Annotated in this window: 11 protein-coding genes; 7 read left to right on the forward strand and 4 right to left on the reverse strand. The window is 61.7% G+C overall.

Annotated features, from left to right (window positions below; all coding sequences use genetic code 11):
* Positions 1–28: 28 nt before the first annotated feature.
* Positions 29–754 (reverse strand): 16S rRNA (uracil(1498)-N(3))-methyltransferase, encoded by a 726-nt coding sequence (locus AC3WOY_RS20175; RefSeq protein WP_492426990.1) that lies wholly within the window; start codon positions 752–754, stop codon positions 29–31.
* A gap of 248 nt (positions 755–1,002) precedes the next feature.
* Here AC3WOY_RS20175 and tkt point away from each other — a divergent pair, with 248 nt between their 5' ends.
* The 3 genes from tkt to lepB all read left to right on the forward strand — a co-directional run bounded on the left by tkt (position 1,003) and on the right by lepB (position 4,815).
* The gene (gene tkt / locus AC3WOY_RS20180) at positions 1,003–2,997 is read left to right on the forward strand and encodes a transketolase (protein WP_492426992.1); all 1,995 of its coding nucleotides are present in this window, start codon (positions 1,003–1,005) and stop codon (positions 2,995–2,997) included.
* A gap of 21 nt (positions 2,998–3,018) precedes the next feature.
* Complete coding sequence (gene gap / locus AC3WOY_RS20185) at positions 3,019–4,029, forward strand: type I glyceraldehyde-3-phosphate dehydrogenase (RefSeq protein WP_492426994.1); 1,011 nt, start codon at positions 3,019–3,021, stop codon at positions 4,027–4,029.
* Positions 4,030–4,113: 84 nt separating this feature from the next.
* Positions 4,114–4,815 (forward strand): signal peptidase I, encoded by a 702-nt coding sequence (gene lepB / locus AC3WOY_RS20190; RefSeq protein WP_492426996.1) that lies wholly within the window; start codon positions 4,114–4,116, stop codon positions 4,813–4,815.
* Here lepB and AC3WOY_RS20195 read toward each other — a convergent pair.
* The 3 genes from AC3WOY_RS20195 to glnE form a co-directional block, all read right to left on the reverse strand.
* The gene (locus AC3WOY_RS20195; protein WP_492426998.1) at positions 4,790–7,993 is read right to left on the reverse strand and encodes an EAL domain-containing protein; all 3,204 of its coding nucleotides are present in this window, start codon (positions 7,991–7,993) and stop codon (positions 4,790–4,792) included. The two genes, lepB and AC3WOY_RS20195, sit on opposite strands and share 26 nt — an antisense overlap.
* A gap of 38 nt (positions 7,994–8,031) precedes the next feature.
* Positions 8,032–8,226, reverse strand: coding sequence for a hypothetical protein (locus tag AC3WOY_RS20200; RefSeq protein WP_492427000.1), 195 nt, complete (start codon positions 8,224–8,226; stop codon positions 8,032–8,034).
* 136 nt (positions 8,227–8,362) lie between these two features.
* Positions 8,363–11,098 carry a bifunctional [glutamate--ammonia ligase]-adenylyl-L-tyrosine phosphorylase/[glutamate--ammonia-ligase] adenylyltransferase gene (gene glnE / locus AC3WOY_RS20205; RefSeq protein ID WP_492427002.1) on the reverse strand — a complete coding sequence of 912 codons (2,736 nt, stop codon included), beginning with the start codon at positions 11,096–11,098 and terminating at the stop codon, positions 8,363–8,365.
* Between the two features lie 152 nt (positions 11,099–11,250).
* Between glnE and AC3WOY_RS20210 the strand changes: the two genes are divergently transcribed.
* The 4 genes from AC3WOY_RS20210 (at position 11,251) to aroG (ending at position 19,179) form a co-directional block, all read left to right on the forward strand.
* A complete protein-coding gene (locus AC3WOY_RS20210) occupies positions 11,251–15,432 on the forward strand; it encodes a YhdP family protein (protein WP_492427004.1) in 4,182 nt (1,393 codons plus the stop codon).
* 8 nt (positions 15,433–15,440) lie between these two features.
* Positions 15,441–16,250, forward strand: a complete 810-nt coding sequence (locus AC3WOY_RS20215) for a carbon-nitrogen hydrolase family protein (RefSeq protein WP_492427006.1) — start codon at positions 15,441–15,443, stop codon at positions 16,248–16,250.
* Positions 16,251–16,372: 122 nt separating this feature from the next.
* Entirely contained in the window at positions 16,373–17,833 is a 1,461-nt protein-coding gene (gene tldD, locus AC3WOY_RS20220; RefSeq protein ID WP_492427008.1) for a metalloprotease TldD, read from the forward strand.
* A gap of 284 nt (positions 17,834–18,117) precedes the next feature.
* Positions 18,118–19,179, forward strand: a complete 1,062-nt coding sequence (gene aroG / locus AC3WOY_RS20225) for a 3-deoxy-7-phosphoheptulonate synthase AroG (RefSeq protein ID WP_492427010.1) — start codon at positions 18,118–18,120, stop codon at positions 19,177–19,179.
* Positions 19,180–19,213: the final 34 nt, after the last annotated feature.

The raw sequence follows: 19,213 nt of genomic DNA on the forward strand, positions 1-19,213 counted from the left end.
GCGATGTTTGATCCGGATAGAACGAGGCCTACATTTCTCCCCACACGGCATTGAGGGCGGCGAGGGCGGCGAGGGCGGCGGTTTCCGTGCGCAGGACGCGCGGACCGATGAACAGTGGAAGCACGCCACGCGCAATGGCGGTACGTTCTTCCTGTTCCGAAAAGCCGCCTTCGGGGCCGATCAGCAGGGCGACGGCCTGGGCGGGATGATGTCGTGCCCAGTCGGACAGCGGCTGCTCGGCGCGCGGCGACAGCATGATGCGTGTGTGCAGGTTTTGCTGTCCGACCCAGTCGTTGAAATCGACGGGCTCGGCAATATGGAGGAGGCGATTGCGGCCGCTCTGTTCCGCCGCCGAAGCGGCGATGCTTCGCCAGTGCTCGAGTTTCTTTGCGGCACGTTCGGCATTCAGGCGCACCACGCAACGTTGCGCGGCAATCGGCTGGATGGCGCAGGCGCCCAGTTCTACCGCCTTTTCGATGATCCAGTCGATTTTCGATCCTTCCGGCAACGCCTGCGCGATCGTGACGGAATAGGGCAGCTCGACTTCGCGCGGCGAGAATGTCTTTACCTCGGCCGACGCGCGCTTTTTCTCGATGGAGGCGAGCGTTGCGGTGTACTCGCCGCCTTCGCCGTTGAACAGTGTGATCGATTCGCCAACAGGCAGGCGCAGCACGTGGATGTGGTGCGCAATCGTCTCCGGCAAGCTTATCGTTGCGCCAATGGCGAGCGGAACCGGGCAATAGAAACGGGCCATGATCTAGATGTCCTGCGCGGGCTGAGTTTCATCAATGACAATAGTGCGTGTTGCATGCAGGATAATGAAATCCGCTGTCAGTATGGCAAGCCACGCGGGAGCCTTGGTATTCATGGCGGGGAGTTGGCAAAAGGGAATCCCCCGATTGTAATTCCGGATGGATCAGTCTGGTAAAATAACGGGTTTTGCATCCTCCGGTTCCGCAGAACCCGGATCCGCTCCAAGACCCGCCACATACCTGATTTGACATGACTTCTTCTCTCCCCACCAGCAAGATGGCCAATGCGATTCGCGCACTGGCGATGGACGCCGTGCAGAAGGCGAACTCCGGCCACCCCGGCATGCCCATGGGCATGGCCGAGATCGCCGTCGCCCTGTGGGCGAAGCACTATCGCCACAATCCGGCGAATCCGCACTGGATCGACCGCGACCGCTTCGTCGTCTCCAATGGCCACGGCTCCATGCTGCATTATGCGCTGCTGCACCTGACCGGCTACGACCTGCCGATGGAAGAGATCAAGAACTTCCGCCAGCTGCATTCCAAGACTGCCGGCCATCCGGAAGTGCACATCACCCCCGGTGTGGAAACCACGACCGGCCCGCTCGGCCAGGGCATCACCAACGCCGTCGGCATGGCACTCGCCGAGCGTCTGCTGGCCGCTGAATTCAACAAGCCCGGTTTCGACGTCGTCAACCACTACACCTATACGTTCCTCGGCGACGGCTGCCTGATGGAAGGCATCTCGCACGAAGCCTGCTCGTTCGCCGGCGCGCTGCGCCTGAACAAGCTGATCGCGCTGTATGACGACAACGGCATTTCCATCGACGGACACGTCGAAGGCTGGTTCATCGACGACACGCCGAAGCGCTTCGAAGCCTACAACTGGAACGTGATCCGCAACGTGGACGGCCATGACGTCGCTGCCGTCGAAGCGGCAATCGCCGCTGCGAAGAAGTCCGACAAGCCGACCCTGATCTGCTGCAAGACCGTCATCGGCAAGGGCAGCCCGAACAAGGCCGGCACGCACGACGTGCACGGCGCTGCGCTGGGCGACAAGGAAATCGCCGCCACCCGCGAAGCGATCGGCTGGACGCACGCTCCGTTCGAGATTCCGGCTGACGTCTACTCCGCATGGGATGCGAAGTCTTCCGGCCAGAAGCTGGAAAGCGAGTGGGACGCACTGTTCAAGGCCTACAGCGAGCGCTTCCCGCAAGAAGCGGGCGAGCTGCTGCGCCGCATGAAGGGCGAACTGCCGGGCAACTTCAACGACGTGATCGATTCCTACGTCAACACCTGCGTCGAGAAGAAGGAAACCATCGCCACCCGCAAGGCGAGCCAGAACGCCATCCAGGCACTGGCCCCGGCGCTGCCCGAGTTCCTCGGCGGTTCCGCCGACCTGACCGGTTCCAACCTGACCAACTGGAAGGAATGCGTCGCGGTGCGTGCCGACAAGGCCGGCAACCATATCAACTACGGTGTGCGCGAATTCGGCATGAGCGCGATCATGAACGGTATCTCCCTGCACGGTGGCTACATCCCGTTCGGCGGCACCTTCCTGACCTTCTCCGACTACAGCCGCAATGCGCTCCGCATGGCTGCGCTGATGAAGACCCGCTCGATCTTCGTCTTCACCCACGATTCCATCGGCCTCGGCGAAGACGGCCCGACCCACCAGTCGGTCGAGCATGTTTCCAGCCTGCGCCTGATCCCGAACCTCGAAAACTGGCGTCCGTGCGACACGGTCGAATCGGCAATTGCATGGAAGCATGCCGTCGCCCGCCGTCACGGCCCGACCACGCTGATCTTCTCGCGCCAGAACCTGCCCTATGTCGAGCGTACGCCGGAGCAGATCCTCGCGATCAACCGCGGCGGCTACGTGCTGCGCGATGCCGAAGGCGCCAAGGCCATTCTGATCGCCACCGGTTCCGAAGTCGAACTGGCGCTCAAGGCCGCCGACGAGCTGGCCAAGCAGGGCACGCCGGTGCGCGTCGTCTCGATGCCGAGCACCGACCTGTTCGACCGCCAGGATGCGGCGTACAAGGCAAGCGTGCTGACGAAGGGCCTGCCGCGCGTCGCGATCGAGGCTGGCGTCACTGATTTCTGGTACAAGTACGTCGGCCTGGAAGGCGGCGTCGTAGGTATCGACACCTTCGGCGAATCGGCGCCGGCGGGTGTGCTGTTCAAGCACTTCGGCTTCACGACGGACAACGTCGTCGCCAAGGTGAAATCGGTTTTGGCTTAATTACGTTCAGGAGAAAACCACATGACCATTCGCGTCGCAATCAACGGCTATGGCCGCATCGGCCGCAACATCCTTCGTGCCCACTACGAAGGCGGCAAGAAGAACGACATCCAGATCGTTGCCATCAACGACCTGGGCAATGCCCAATCGAACGCCCACCTGACCCGCTACGACACCGCCCACGGCAAGTTCCCGGGTACCGTTGAAGTCGACGGCGAATTCATGATCGTCAACGGCGACAAGATCAAGGTCTTCGCGCAGCGCGATCCGGCCCAGATTCCCTGGGGCGAGCTGAACGTCGACGTCGTGCTCGAGTGCACCGGCTTCTTCACCACCAAGGAAAAGGCTTCCGCGCACCTGAAGGGCGGCGCCAAGAAAGTCATCATCTCCGCACCGGGCGGCAAGGATGTGGACGCGACCGTCGTGTTCGGCGTGAACCAGAATGTGCTGAAGGCGTCCGACACCGTCATCTCCAACGCTTCCTGCACCACCAACTGCCTGGCCCCGCTGGTCAAGCCGCTGCACGACAAGATCGGTGTCGAGACCGGCCTGATGACTACCGTCCACGCCTACACCAACGACCAGGTGCTGACCGACGTGATGCATGAAGACCTGCGCCGCGCCCGTTCCGCCACCCAGTCCATGATCCCGACCAAGACCGGCGCTGCAGCAGCAGTCGGCCTGGTGCTGCCGGAACTGAACGGAAAGCTGGACGGCTACGCGATCCGCGTTCCGACCATCAACGTGTCCATCGTCGACCTGTCCTTCGTCGCCGCGCGCGATACCACGGTCGATGAAGTGAACCAGATCATGAAGGATGCGGCCAACGGCGCGCTGAAGGGCATCCTGACCTACAACACCGATCCGCTGGTTTCCGTGGACTTCAACCACAACCCGGCATCGAGCAACTTCGATGCGACGCTGACCAAAGTCTCCGGCCGCCTGGTGAAAGTGTCTTCCTGGTACGACAACGAGTGGGGTTTCTCCAACCGTATGCTCGACACTACCGTGGCATTGATGAACGCCAAATAATCGGCGCCAGTCCTGCAATCCAGAACGCCCCGCTTGCGGGGCGTTTTGCTATATTGACCACCTCACACTGCAAGGGAGGGCGGCATGAAGAGTCTGAAGACGTTGATTGCGGGCAACAAGGGATTCCTGTTCTTTCTGTTTTGCATGCTGCTGGTCCGCAGTGCCATCGCCGACTGGTATCACGTTCCATCCGGCTCCATGTACCCGACACTGGTCATCGGCGACAGGGTCGTCGCGGACCGCCTTGCCTACGACGTCAAACTTCCCTTTACCGATATCATCATCAAGCACCTGGCCGACCCGCAGTGGGGCGATATCGTGACATTTACGTCGCCGGAGGATGGCGAGCGCCTGATCAAGCGTATCGTAGGTCTGCCGGGGGACGTTGTGGAAATGCGCGGCGAGGAATTGATCGTCAATGGGGAGCGCGCGTTGTACACGCCGGCATCGGGCGAGGTCGCAACGCACACAGCGCCGGATTACACCGGGCAACAGCTCGTATTCAATGAAAGCCTCCTCGGCAATCGCCGCCCTATCATTGTGATGCCGGAGCGCATGGCCCTGCGTTCTTTCGGACCCGTCACGGTCCCGGCAGGACATTACCTCATGCTGGGCGACAATCGCGATGCGAGCAAGGACTCGCGCTACATTGGCTTCGTCAAGCGCGAGCTGATCACCGGTCAGGCAAACTGGGTGGCGTTCTCGCTGGATACCGGCAAATACTATCTGCCCAGGCCAGGGCGCTTCGGGGCTTCGCTTGCTACCACTGCGGCCAGTCCGCAATAAGCGCTTCGGCCGCGATCTTGTCGACCGGTGGAGAGAAGTAGAAGCCCTGCGCAAACTCCACGTTCAGCTTGCGCAATTGGGCCAGTTGGTTTGCCGTCTCGACACCCTCCGCGATGATGTCCATGTTCAGCGTGTGGGCAAGCGTGACGATGGTCTGTACGATGTCGGCTTCGCGCCGGCTTTCATCCATGCGCCGGATGAAGGATGCGTCGATCTTCAACGTATTGACCGGGAACCGGTGCAGGTAGGAAAGCGATGAATAGCCGGTGCCGAAATCATCCATCAGCAGTTTGATGCCCTTGTCGCGCAGTTTGACCAGGACGGCCGCGGCCTCTTCCACGTGTTCCATGATGACGGTCTCGGTCACTTCCAGTTTCAGGTTGCTGGTGCTGAGTCCTGTTTCGTCCAGCACCTGCTCGATCTGCTGCATCAGGTTGGGTTGCGCGAACTGGCGTCCGGCCAGGTTGACGCTCATCTGCAGCGGCGGGTATTCGGGGAACTTTATCTGCCATGCACGCATCTGCCGGCACGCTTCGCGCAGCACCCAGCGGCCGATATGCACGATGAGGCCGGTCTCTTCCGTGATGCGGATGAATTCATTGGGCAGGACCAGCGAACCGTCAGGGCGGCGCATGCGGACCAGGGCTTCGAAACCCGACAGCCGCCCGGTGTCGAGCGCAACGATCGGCTGGTAGTGGACCTCGAACTCGCGTCCTTTCAGCACGGCCTGCCGCAGCTTGGTTTCCATGTCCAGCAGGGCAACCGCTCGCTCGCGCAGGTTGGTCTCGAACACCTCGGTGCAGGCGCCGCCGCGCGCGACTGCGCGATGGTTCGCCGTTTCCGCGTCGCGCAGGATGTCGGCGGGCTCGGTGTAGCCCGGTTTGCCCAGCGCAATGCCGATGCTGGCCGTCGTGTACACCTCGTAGGTTTCCAGCGTATAGGCGCTGATCAGCGCCCCCTGCAACTGTTCGGCGAAGCGTTCTGCCTCGCCAGCGTCATGCACATTGTTCAGGATGATCGCGAAGTCGTCGCCGTCAAGGTGGCCTACGCTGTCGCCCAGGCGCAGGCCGTCGCTCAGGCGGCGGGAGACGTTGATGAGCAACTGGTCGCCGACCTGTCGTCCGAGGCTGTCGGTGATGACGCGGAAGCGGTCCAGCGAGAGGAACAGCACAGCGAAGCCGTAATCGTTGCTGGTCCGTGCTTGTTCAAGGGCATCGTTGAGCTTGTCCAGCATCAGGGAGCGGTTCGGAAGGCCGGTGAGGCTGTCGCGCAGCGGTTCCTTCTCGATCACAGAGGCGATCATGATGCGCGCGGATGCGGCGCCGATGACGCGCGCCAGCTGTGCTTCGGATACGCTGACCAGTTCCGCATCCGCCTCGCGCGGCCATTTGAGGCCTTGGCGTTTCGCGTAGTCGAAGAATGTTGCTTCCGCACGCGACGGCCCGAGGAAGCGAGACAGGACGGCGTGCAGTTCAGGCAGTGAGCCGCGCGCGCGCCAGACCTGTTCGGGCGCGCCGCGCTCATGCTTGAATACGTTGACGAACAGCGCCGCCTGCGTCTGCTCGATGGCCGTTTGTCCGCTCATGACGGATACGCCGATGAAGGCGCCGATGTTGGCCAGCATGCTCCACACCATCGCATGCGTGATCTCGTCCAGGCCGCCCAGTCCGAACAGCTGTTGCGGACGCAGCAATTCAATGCCGAACGGTCCATGGGTGAGCAGTTCCATGGGCAGCCAGCCGGAGCGCGCGAATGCGGGAAGCATGAGCGTGTACATCCAGAGCAGGAAGCCGGCGCCAAGCCCGGAAAACGCCCCGGGCCGAGTCGCGCCTTTCCAGTAGATGCCGCCCAGAACGGCGGGAGCGAACTGGGCGACTGCCGCAAAAGAGATCAGTCCGATGGATACCAGTGCATAGGCTTCGCTGGCGAACCGGTAATAGGCATAGCCCATCAGCATGCCCAGGATAATGGTGACGCGCCGGATGCCGAGCAGCAGGCCCGAAAGGTCTTCCCGTTCGGTGAGCCTGAGCTGCTTGATACGCAGCAAGGCCGGCATGACGAGGTCGTTGCACACCATGGTTGAAAGGGCGATCGATTCGACAATCACCATGCCCGTTGCCGCCGAAAAGCCGCCAATGAAGACGAGCAGGGCCAGCGCCGGTTTGTCCTGCGACAGCGGCAGCGTCAGGACAAAGGTGTCGGGGTTCACACCACCGCCGCCGAAGTGGAGCATGCCGCCGAAGGCGATGGGCAGAACAAAGATGTTGAACAGCAGCAGGTAGAGCGGGAACAGCCAGATTGCCTTGCCCAGGTGCGCTTCGTCGACATTCTCCACGACCGCTACCTGGAACTGGCGCGGCAGGAAGATGATGGCCAGCATGGAAATGAAGGCCACGGAAAACAGCGATGCCCAGCTGTGGTAGACGTCGATCCGGTCATTGCCGATCGTGAATGCCGCCTTGGCCTGGGGAAGCTGTTCCGCCTTGCCGAAGAGGTCGGACAAGCCGTTGTACATGCCCCAAGTCACGAACACGCCGACGCACAGGAAGGCGACAATCTTGACCAGCGATTCGAAAGCGATGGCCGCGACCATGCCTTCATGGCGTTCGGCCGCATCGATGTGCCGCGTGCCGAAGACGACGGTGAATGCGGCGAGGATCAAGGCGACGTAGAAGGCCGTGTCCTGCCACACTGGAAGCTGTTGCGACAAGACAGGCACGGCGATGTTGGGATAGTTCACCAGGACGTTGAAGCTGGTGGAAATCGCCTTGAGCTGGAGCGAAATGTAGGGCGTCACGCCGATCACGGCGATGGTGGTCACGAGTCCCGCGAGCAAGCCGCTCTTGCCATAGCGTGAAGAGACGAAATCTGCCAGCGAGGTGATGTGGTTATCCTTGGCGATGCGGATGATCTTGCGCAGAACCAGCCATCCCACGGTCATCATGATGGTCGGCCCGAGATAGACCGGCAGGAATCCGATGCCGCTGCCCGCTGCCCGGCCGACGCTGCCATAGAAGGTCCAGGCCGTCGCATAGACTGCCAGCGACAGGGAGTAGACGTACGCGTTGGAAATGATGCTCTTGCCGGCGGCGGCCGCCTTGTCACCGTAGTAGGCTACCGCGAACAGCAGGCCGAGATAGGCAAATGCGACGACGACGATGAGCGCGCCGGGGATCATTCAGCCACCGCGCATGCAGAAAGGATGGCATCCATCGCTCACCTCTTTTCCGCGATGTACGCCAGCAGGGCGATCAGCCCTGCCCATGCGCCGAAGACATACACGTACAACACGGGAATGCCCAGCACCGTCTCGGGCTTGTTGAACAACGCGAGCAGCGGATAGTTGAACAACAGATTACCGAGAAGGAACAAGGCAATCATCCGTTGCCCCTTCACATTGGGCTTGTTCATGCGGCACTCCCGATTACCGGCATCTGCATGGATGCCCGGGTTTCCCACGCACTTGTACTTCAATCAAGATAGTATTTTATGAAAGAAATGCAACTCGACTGGAAGCAGAAGTACCGTATGTATCTATTTCGGCGTATCAGCCGGTTACGCCCTCCATCAGCGTAGCTTTCCATAATGCATTGACCTGCTCCACCTGCGCCGCCACGCGGCCCATGTCCACGCGGGCCCTGTCACTGCCCTGCAGACGGATCTGGTGCTGCAGCTTGCGAAACATCCGGTAGGCATCGGCTACGGCGTTTGCAAGCGGGGCATCGATCAGGCCCAGTTCGCCGCACAGCTTCAGCAGAGCGATATTTCCGATGTCGGCCGTCAACTGGGGGAAGCGCGATGCGTGCAGCAGCACGAGGTACTGGACGATGAACTCGATATCGATCATGCCCCCGGCATCGTGTTTCAGGTCGAACTGGGTCGAACGGTTCGGATGCGCATCGTGCATTTTCTTGCGCATGGCGCGGACCTCCTCGCACAACTTGCTTTCGTCCCGCGTGTGGCGCAGGACCGCTTCGCGGATGGCCTCGAAGCGAGCCCCGATGGCGGCATCGCCCGCGCAGAAGCGCGCACGGGTCAGTGCCTGATGCTCCCATACCCAAGCCGATCCCGCCTGGTACTTCTCGAATGCGGCAAGGCGCGACACCAGCAGGCCGCTGGCACCGTCCGGACGCAATGCAATATCGATGTCGAACAGGATGCCGGCCGGTGTATGGCTGGTCATCCAGGTAATGAAACGTTGCGCCAGTTTCGCGTACAAGGCGGGCGCTTCCTGGTCTTCGTCGTCGTACAGGAAAATCACATCCAGGTCCGACGCATAGCCGAGTTCCTTGCCGCCCAGCTTGCCATAGGCAATGACGGCGAACTTCGGCGTCTCGCGATGCCGGTTGTGGATGGTTTGCCAGACTGCCTTGATGGTGGCCTCGACCAGGATGTCGGCCAACGCGGACAGATGGTCGGCCAGGCGCTCGACGGTCAGCGTGCCTTCGAGATCTTGCGCCAGCAGCCGGAACAGCTGTGCGTGGTGCAGGTCGCGCAGCACGTTCATCTGGTGTTCCGTGTCGCCGTTGGCGGCGTCGAGCTGGCGCTGTACTTCGCCGGCAAAGGCGGTCCAGTCCGGCGCCGCGTTCAGCGTACGGTCCTCGAGCAGCTCGTCGAGCAGGATGGGATGCCGCGTCAGGTACTTCGCCGCCCAGTCGCTGGCGCTCATCATGCGGATGACGCGGCCCAGGGTGTGCGGATACTCGGTCAGCAGCGCGAGATAGGCGGCACGGCGCGCGATGGCTTCGAAGAAATCCAGCAGGCGTCCCAGGGTTGCCTTGCGCGCGTCGGTCAGCTCGGCGATCTGCGGCAGGGCAGCGTTGACGAGCGCCTGCAGTTTCGTGCGGCTGGCTTCGGGCAGCGAGGCCAGTTTGGGCGACTGCCAGGTGGCGAGCAGGCGCTGCGCCGCGGCGGGTACGTCGTCAAAACCCAGCGAGGCCAGCCGCGCTTCGATCGCCTCATGCCCGTCGTCATGCGACAGTGCTGTCTGCGCAGGCGTTTCGGCAACCGTCGGCCGCGCCTGACCGTTGCGCTTGTCGCTGAAGATGGCGTCGAACTGCGAGGCCACGACGGCGCGGTGCGCGTCGAGTTCTTCCAGCATCGCCTCGACATCGGTAAAGCCCATCATCTTCGCGATCGTCAGCCGGTCGTCCGGATTGGCGGGCAGGGTATGCGTCTGCGCGTCGTCGAGATATTGCAGGCGGTGCTCGAGGTTGCGCAGGAAGGTGTAGGCCTCCAGCAGTTGCGACACCTCGTCGGCGGTCAGCAGGTTTTTTTCGACCAGCGTCGCTAGCGTCTTCCGCGTCGAGCGGTCGCGCAGCGATACATCCCGGCCGCCGCGGATGAGCTGGAACACCTGCGCCAGGAATTCCACTTCACGGATCCCGCCACGGCCGAGCTTGACGTTGTTGGTGCGGCCCGGGTGGCGCGCTTCCTGGCGTTGGACCTCGGCGCGGATCTGCGCATGCATGTTCCGCAATGCCTCGATGGCGCCGAAATCCAGGTAGCGCCGGTACACGAAGGGCCGGACGATCTGTTCCAGAATGGCGATATCGGATGGCAGCCCGGTCATCGCGCGCGCCTTGACCCAGGCATAGCGCTCCCATTCCCGTCCCTGGACGATCAGGTATTCCTCCACCATGCCGAAGCTGGCCGCCAGCGGACCCGATGCGCCGTTCGGGCGCAAGGCCATGTCGACGCGGAAGGTGAAACCGTCCTCGGTGATCTCCGACAGCGCAGCGATCAGCTTCTTGCCGAGACGGATAAAGAATTCATGGTTGGACAACTGGCGCTGTTCCGGCATCGTTGTCTGCGTGTCGCCGTTTTCAGGATAGACGAAGATCAGGTCGATGTCGGAAGATACATTCAGTTCATGCCCCCCCAGCTTGCCCATGCCAAGGACGATCAGTTCCTGCGGCTGGCCGGACTCGTTGCCGATCGGCGTGCCGTGCGCCTCGATCATCTCCGCGTTGAGGGCGGCCAGGTGCGTCTGCACCGCAAAGTCCGCGAATTCGCTGATGGTCCGCAGGACCTCGTCCAGGTTGGCCTTTCCGCGCAAATCGCGGTCGATCAGGTGGCACATCACGAGATTGCGCAGCCTGCGCATCGCCCGCGGAAGGGGCATGCCGGCCTCTGTTTCTTTTTGTAACAGCCGGGCAAAATCGACAGGCGTCATGGATAATTCGGCAATTTCCGCCGCCATGCCCGCGCGTGCCGGGTCTGCATTGAGCCAACGTGCGTAGAACCGCGATGCAATGTTACTGGTCAAATAGGATTGGGTCACAATATCAAGGGGAGTGTCGATGGGGGAGTCTTTGCGGGTGCAGGGGCGCCTGATCGCCCTCGCTTGCGTTTCCAAGCAGAGGATATCCGTGCGAACATGATGGTTTCGCCATGTCTGTTTGACCCTATTTTACGCTGCCTGTTTTCTCATTGATGTCCATTGCCAAACTCATTCCGCACAAAATCGCTGCCGGCGCAGTCGCGGCCTGGTACGCAACGCTGGAATGTTATCGAATCGCCAATGCGGCGACCTTCAGGGTCTTGGGTGCGCTGTTCAAGCTCGCCGTCCTTGTCTACTTCATCTTTTGCACGATGGTGCTGGGACTGCGTTACGTCGTCCTGCCTCATATCGACAGCTACAAGCCCGACGTGGAAAACATGGCGAGCCGTGTCATCGGCAGCCGGGTCACGATCGGCGACATCCAGGCCGCCTGGTCGGGACTCCGTCCAAGGCTGACGCTGGATAAAGTGGTCATCCATGATAAATCCGGGCAAGCGGCGCTGACACTGCCGAGCGTTTCCGCCACCCTGTCCTGGCTGACGCTGGCTGTCGGCGATCTGCGCCTCCAGCAGCTGGAAATCAGCCGGCCCGACATGGACGTGCGCCGCGATGCGGACGGCAAGCTGTATGTGGCCGGTATCTTCGTTGACCTTGGCAAGGGGGGAGACGGCAAGGGCGCGGACTGGGTGCTGTCCCAGCGCGAGATCGTGATTCGCGGCGGCAGGCTGCGCTGGAACGACGAAAAGCGAGCGGCGCCGGAGCTCGTCCTGGACAACGTGGATTTCGTCCTGCATAACCAGTGGCGGCACCATCGCTTCGCACTGAAGGCCACCCCGCCCGCCGAATTTGCCGCGCCGCTCGACGTGCGCGCATCGTTCGAGCACCCGCATTTCGCGGACAGGGTATCGGACATGGCGAAATGGAAAGGCGAAATGTATGCGGACCTGCGCGATACCGACCTCACCGTCTGGCGTGCTTATTTCGATTACCCGATCGACCTGCAGCGCGGGAAGGGATCGGTGCGCGCATGGCTCATGCTCGATCGCGCCAGGGTGGCTGACTTCACTGCCGATCTCACCCTGTCGAACGTTTCGGCGCGCCTGCGCAAGGACCTCGACCAACTGAACCTGACGGAAGTCAGCGGACGCATCTCGGTGCGTGAAGAGTTCAACCCGGCCGACCAGGACAGCCCGCCTTCCTTCGGCGAGAACGGGCACGCCATTTCGCTGACCGATTTCACCTTGCAGACCGACGACGGCCTGTTCCTGCCGCGCACGACCATCAGCGAAAGTTATGCGCCTGCCAAGGCCGGCCGGCCCGCAAAGACGGAAATCCGCGCCCGCCTGCTCGACCTCGAGACCATTGCCAATTTTGTGGAACGCCTGCCGCTCCCAGCCGAACAGCGCGAAATGCTCGCCGACTTCGCGCCGCGCGGCGTGCTGAAGGATTTCTCCGCGCAATGGTACGGCGCCTATCCGAATATCTCGGCGTACAACGTCAAGGGCCAGTTCGCCGGCCTGTCGCTCAAGCCGCAACCCGCGCGCCCGGCCCGGCCGAAAACGGCTACCACGCCCGCGCAGGCCGCGGTGCCGGCCATTCCCGGATTCGAAAACCTGACCGGCCGCGTCGATGCCAACGACCGCGGCGGCGCATTCAACCTTGCATCCAGCAAGCTGGTATTGCAGCTGCCGGGCTACTTCAATGAACCGGCAATGCCGTTCGAAGCACTGAACATGCAGGCAACCTGGGCTTTCCAGGAAAACGACCAGTTGCTGCTGGACGTGCAGAAGATGGATTTTGTGCATGAAGACCTGGCAGGCGTGTTCTCGGGCAAGCACTTGATGCCCTTGAACCGCAAGCAGGGCAGTTCCCAGGGAACGATCGACATCAGCGGCAAGCTCAACCGGCTGGAGTTGCAGAAAGTGGAACGCTACCTGCCGACCCAGACGCCGCCCATCCTGCGAGACTGGCTGACCGGGGCGCTTGCAGGTGGAGCGGTCAAGGACGTGAAGCTCAGGATGAAAGGGGAGTTGTCGCAATTTCCTTATCACGCGCAACATGACAGGTCCAAGGGCGAATTCAGCATTGTCGGCAAGATCGAAAACGGCAAGCTGAACTACGCACCGGGAATGTTCGCCAAGGATGGCAAGTCCCCGATGTGGCCGGTCATCGACCAGATCAACGGCACCATTGCCTTTGATCGAGCACGAATGGAAATCCATGCCGACAGTGCGCGCAGTTCCGGAACCACGCTCTCGCGCGTGAAGGTCGTCATCCCCGACCTGGCCGACCATGACGCCGTGCTCGATGTCGACGGCGAGGCGGCGGGAGCGCTGCAGAACTTCGTCCGCTTTACCCATGACAGTCCGGTGGCGGAATGGATCGGCCACTTTACGGATGAAACCAAGGCAAGCGGCAATGCAAAGCTCCAGTTGAAACTGTTGCTGCCCCTGAACCGGATGCACGAGTCCAAGGTGCTGGGCAATCTTCATTTCACCGGCAATACGGTCACCCTGCGCAACATCATGCCGCCGCTGACCGGGACGAACGGGAAGCTGGAGTTCAATGAAAAGGGATTCAGCATCGGCGCCATCAAGTCGAGTTTCCTCGGTGGCCCCGTCACGATATCGGGCGGCACGCAGCGCGACGGCACGATTCTCGTCAAGGCCGACGGCAGCCTGACGGCCGACGGCGTGCGCAAGGTATACGCCACGCCGGTGACGCAGCGTTCATCCGAGCGCATTACGGGAAGCACGCGCTATACCACGCTGGTTCGTGTGCGTAACGGCCAGCCCGAAATCACCGTGGAATCGAATCTTGCCGGCATCGCGCTGGATTTCCCCGCGCCCTTGCGCAAGGCCGCCAATGAAAGCATGCCGCTCAAATTCGAGCTGACTGGTTTGCAAAACGGCGACAGCACAATCCAGCGCGACGAGATGAAGCTTTCCCTCGGATCGTCGATTGCAGCGCGCTACGAGCGGCAAAAGGCGAATGACAAGGACGCGGAATGGAAAGTGGTCCGCGGCGGCATCGGGGTCAACGTGCCGGTGCCCATGCCGGACAGCGGCGTGATTGCCAACGTCAGCATGAAGTCGCTCGACATCGATGCCTGGCGGCGTGCCATGAGCTCGGTAGTCTCGCCAGGCCGCCCGGGCGAGGTGGGCAAGCAGCAGGATGCGCTTTCGATCACGCAGTACATCGAACCCGAAGTGCTGGCTGCGCGCGCGACCGAACTGGTGATCATGGACCGCAGGCTCGACAACGTCGTGGTCGGCGCCTCGCACCAGAAAGGCGTCTGGCAGGCCAACATCGATTCCGAGCAGGCATCGGGTTACCTGACCTGGGTGGAGTCGCGCACGGGACAGGGCCTCGGCCGGGTGACGGCACGGCTTGCCTCGCTGGTCATCCCGAAATCCGCCGCGACGGATGTGTCCGATCTGCTGGAAGGCAAGAGTGCGACCACACAGATGCCGGCGGTCGATATCGTTGCGGAGAATTTTGAACTGTTCGGCAAGAAATTCGGCCAGTTGGAACTTGCTGCCTTCAACGCACGAGGCTTCTCGGGGCGCGAATGGCGGATCAGCAAGCTGGCCATCACCAATCCCGATGCCGAACTGAAGGCAACCGGCAAGTGGACCTCACGCGATGGGGAAAACCTTTCCAGCCTCGACTACACGCTCAACATTACCGATGCCGGAAAGCTGCTCGACCGTTTCGGTTTCGCCAATGTGCTGCGTGGCGGCAAGGGCAAGATGGAGGGAGAGGTCAGCTGGAAAGGGCTGCCGTTCTCGCTCGACATTCCAAGCCTGAACGGCAACCTGACGCTTGACCTTGCCAGTGGACAGTTCCTGAAGGTCGACCCATCAGCGGCCAAGCTGCTGGGTGTTCTCAGCCTGCAGTCGCTGCCGCGCCGCCTCGTGCTCGATTTCCGCGATGTATTCTCGGAAGGCTTCGCATTCGACGGCGTGACCGCCACCGCAAACATTGTCAACGGCGTGGCCAAAACCGACAACTTCAAGATGCGCGGCGTTGCCGCCACCGTCCTGATGGATGGCACGGCGGACATTGCAAAGGAAGCGCAAAACCTGCATGTCGTCGTCATACCCGAAATCAATGTGGGAGCAGCGTCCGTGGTGTATGGTCTGGCAGTGAACCCGGTGATCGGTGTGGGGACCTTCCTTGCGCAACTGTTCCTGCGCGACCCGCTGATGAAGGCATTTACCTTCGAGTACCAGGTCACCGGACCGTGGAAGGATCCGGTTGTCACCAAGCTGGTCCGCCAGCCGCAAAGTCCGACCGGGGAAGCGGAAAGTGGCACCAGGAATAACAGTTGAGGGATGACATGAGCGCAGAACCTGTAAAGATCGCCGCGGTGCAAATGGTGTCCACACCTGTCGTTGACGAGAATTTCGCTGCGGCGCGAAGACTGGTCGCCGACGCCGCCCGGCAAGGAGCACGGCTTGTCCTGTTGCCTGAATACTGGCCGATCATGGGGATGAAGGAATCGGACAAGATTGCGCACGCCGAGCAGGGCGATGCCGGGCCGATCCAGGCGAGCATGTCAGACATGGCGCGCGAGAACGGCGTGTGGCTGATCGGCGGCACCTTGCCCTTGGCTGCGCAGGAGGCAGACAAGGTACTTAACACCACCATGGTGTACAACCCGCAGGGCGAACGCGTCGTCCGTTACGACAAGATCCACCTGTTCAGCTTCACCAAGGGCGAGGAATCCTACGATGAGGCGCGTACCATCGTGCACGGCACCAGCGTGGGAACCTTCGAGGCGCCGTTCGGCAAGGTGGGGCTTTCCGTTTGTTATGACTTGCGCTTTCCCGAGCTCTACCGGGCCATGGGCGAATGCGCCCTCATCGTCGTGCCCGCTGCATTCACCTATACCACCGGCCGTGCGCATTGGGAAATCCTGTTGCGTGCAAGGGCCATCGAGAACCAGTGCTACGTGCTTGCCGCCGCGCAGGGCGGGCATCATCCGAACGGCCGCCGTACATGGGGCCACAGCATGCTGGTCGATCCCTGGGGGGACATCAAGGCCGTACTGCCGGAGGGCGAGGGCGTCGTTGCCGGCGAGCTTGATGCATCCCATCTGCTGCGCGTGCGCGAGAGCCTGCCTGCGTTGAAGCACCGCAAGATGTAAGACGGCTTGTTTCTTCAGGATATCAATCCCGGAAATCAACGGGCACCTTGCGGATGTTCTACAATCTATCCATCCTTTGAACCCTTACCTCCTCGCGCCGCATGCGCGCGTGAACAGACACCATGAACCTTTTCGAACCGAACCTCCAGACACTCGCCGTTGCGCGCGACATCCTGCTCGCGCCCTTCGGGCTCGACGAATCCCGGCTGAACAAGGCCATCGGGGAGATCTTCACGCACAAGGTCGACTATGCCGACCTCTACTTCCAGTTCACGCGCAATGAAGGCTGGAGCCTGGAAGAAGGTATCGTCAAGACGGGCAGCTTCTCCATCGACCAAGGCGTCGGCGTGCGCGCCGTATCGGGTGACAAGACCGCCTTTTCCTACTCCGACGAAATTTCCGAGCGCGCCCTGCTGGAGGCCGCCGCGGCCACGCGCACCATCGCGCGCCAGGGCGCCGGCAAGGTGAAAGTGGCATCGGCGATCCAGGCCGTCGGCGGACGTTCCCTCTACCTGCCGCACGACCCGCTTGCCTCGCTGGATGCAACAGAGAAAGTGAAGCTGCTTGAAAAGGTCGAGAAGATCGCGCGCGCGAAGGATCCGCGCGTGGTACAGGTGATGGCAGGACTCGCCGGCGAATACGACGTCGTGCTGGTCGTACGCAGCGATGGTGTTCTGGCGGCAGATATCCGTCCGCTGGTGCGCGTATCGGTCACCGTGATCGTCGAACAGAACGGCAGGCGCGAAGTCGGATCGAGCGGCGGCGGCGGCCGTTACGACTACAGCTATTTCAGCGATGAACTCCTCGAGAAATACGCAACGGAAGCCGTCGAGTCGGCTATCGTCAACCTCGATGCCCGTCCCGCGCCCGCAGGCCCGATGACGGTCGTCCTCGGCCCCGGCTGGCCCGGCGTGCTGCTGCACGAAGCGGTCGGCCATGGCCTCGAAGGCGATTTCAACCGCAAGGGTTCCAGCACCTTCTCCGGCCGCATTGGCGAGCGTGTGGCTGCCAAGGGCGTGACCGTCGTGGATGACGGCACCATCGCCGACCGACGCGGTTCGCTCAACATCGACGATGAAGGCAACCCGACCCAGTGCACCACGCTGATCGAGGACGGTATCCTGAAGGGCTACATCCAGGACACGATGAACGCGCGCCTGATGAAGATGCAGGTGACAGGCAATGCACGCCGCGAGTCCTACGCCCACCTTCCGATGCCGCGCATGACCAATACCTACATGCTGGCCGGCGACAAGGATCCGCAGGAAATCATTGCATCGGTGAAGAATGGCCTGTACGCCGTCAACTTTGGCGGCGGCCAGGTTGATATCACCAACGGCAAGTTCGTCTTCTCGGCGAGCGAGGCCTACATGATCGAGGACGGCAAGGTGACCTACCCGGTCAAGGGCGCAACCCTGATCGGCAACGGCCCCGAGGTGCTGAACCGTGTTTCCATGATCGGCAACGACATGCAGCTCGACAGCGGCATCGGCGTGTGCGGCAAGGAAGGGCAGAGTGTTCCGGTCGGTGTCGGCCAGCCGACACTGCGCATCGATGGCATGACCGTAGGCGGAACGGCCTGATCGGCGCTTTGGCGTGGTTTTGGGGGGATTTGATACGAATTTCCCCCAAAGCCTTGCCAAATCCGATGAATTACTGCACTATTAATCGAAATTTTCAGCAAAACCCCTGAAAAACATGACTTTCGCGCGCTTTTACTTTTATTTTTTCTTTAGCTTGTCCAGCCCAAAGGCGGTGGAAAAGCGGTAAGCGCACGAATAAAAGAGCCCGAACCGAATCCTGAAAAAACCGCCGAAATGGCGGTTTTTTCGTTTATACAGACTTGAACCCTGACTGGAGAGTACACATGCAACGCACAGACGACTTGCGCATCCGGGAGATGAAGGAACTCGCGCCCCCGTCCCACCTGATCCGCGAATTTTCCTGCACCGAGAAGGCCTCCAACACGGTCGCCAATTCCCGCGTCGCCCTGCACCGCATTTTGCATGGCCAGGATGACCGCGTGATGGTGGTGATCGGCCCGTGCTCGATCCACGACACCAAGGCCGCGATGGACTATGCGCGCCGCCTGGTCGAGCAGCGCGAGCGCTTCAAGGATGACCTGGAAATCGTCATGCGCGTGTACTTCGAAAAGCCGCGTACCACGGTCGGCTGGAAAGGCCTGATCAACGATCCGTACATGGACAACAGCTTCCGCATCAACGACGGCCTGCGCATGGCCCGCGAGCTGCTCCTCAACATCAATGAACTCGGCCTGCCCGCAGGCACTGAATTCCTCGACGTGATCAGCCCGCAATATGTCGCCGACCTCATCAGCTGGGGCGCGATCGGCGCACGCACGACCGAATCGCAGGTGCACCGCGAACTGGCATCCGGACTGTCCTGCCCGGTCGGCTTCAAGAACGGCACCGACGGCAACATCAAGATCGCTGTGGATGCGATCAAGGCCGCATCGCAACCGCACCACTTCCTCTCCGTGACCAAGGGCGGCCACTCGGCCATCGTCTCGACGGGCGGCAATGAGGATTGCCACATCATCCTGCGCGGCGGCAAGGCGCCGAACTATGACGCCGCCAGCGTCGAAGCCGCATGCAAGGACATCGCCGCCAACGGCCTCGCTTCCCGCCTGATGATCGATGCCTCGCACGCGAACAGCTCGAAGAAGCCGGAAAACCAGGTCCCGGTCTGCGCCGACATCGGCAAGCAGATTGCAGCAGGCGATACCCGCATTGTCGGCGTGATGGTCGAATCACATCTCGTCGGTGGCCGCCAGGACCTGGTGCCGGGCAAGGAACTGACCTACGGCCAGTCGATTACAGATGGCTGCATCGACTGGGATGCCAGCGTCAAGGTGCTGGAAGACCTCGCTGACGCAGTCAGGCAGCGCCGTCTTGCCGATACCGAGTGAGGCACAAGTGAAAACGGGAGCGATTCGCTCCCGT

The sequence above is a fragment of the Noviherbaspirillum sp. FW303-A3 genome, from assembly GCF_058788695.1.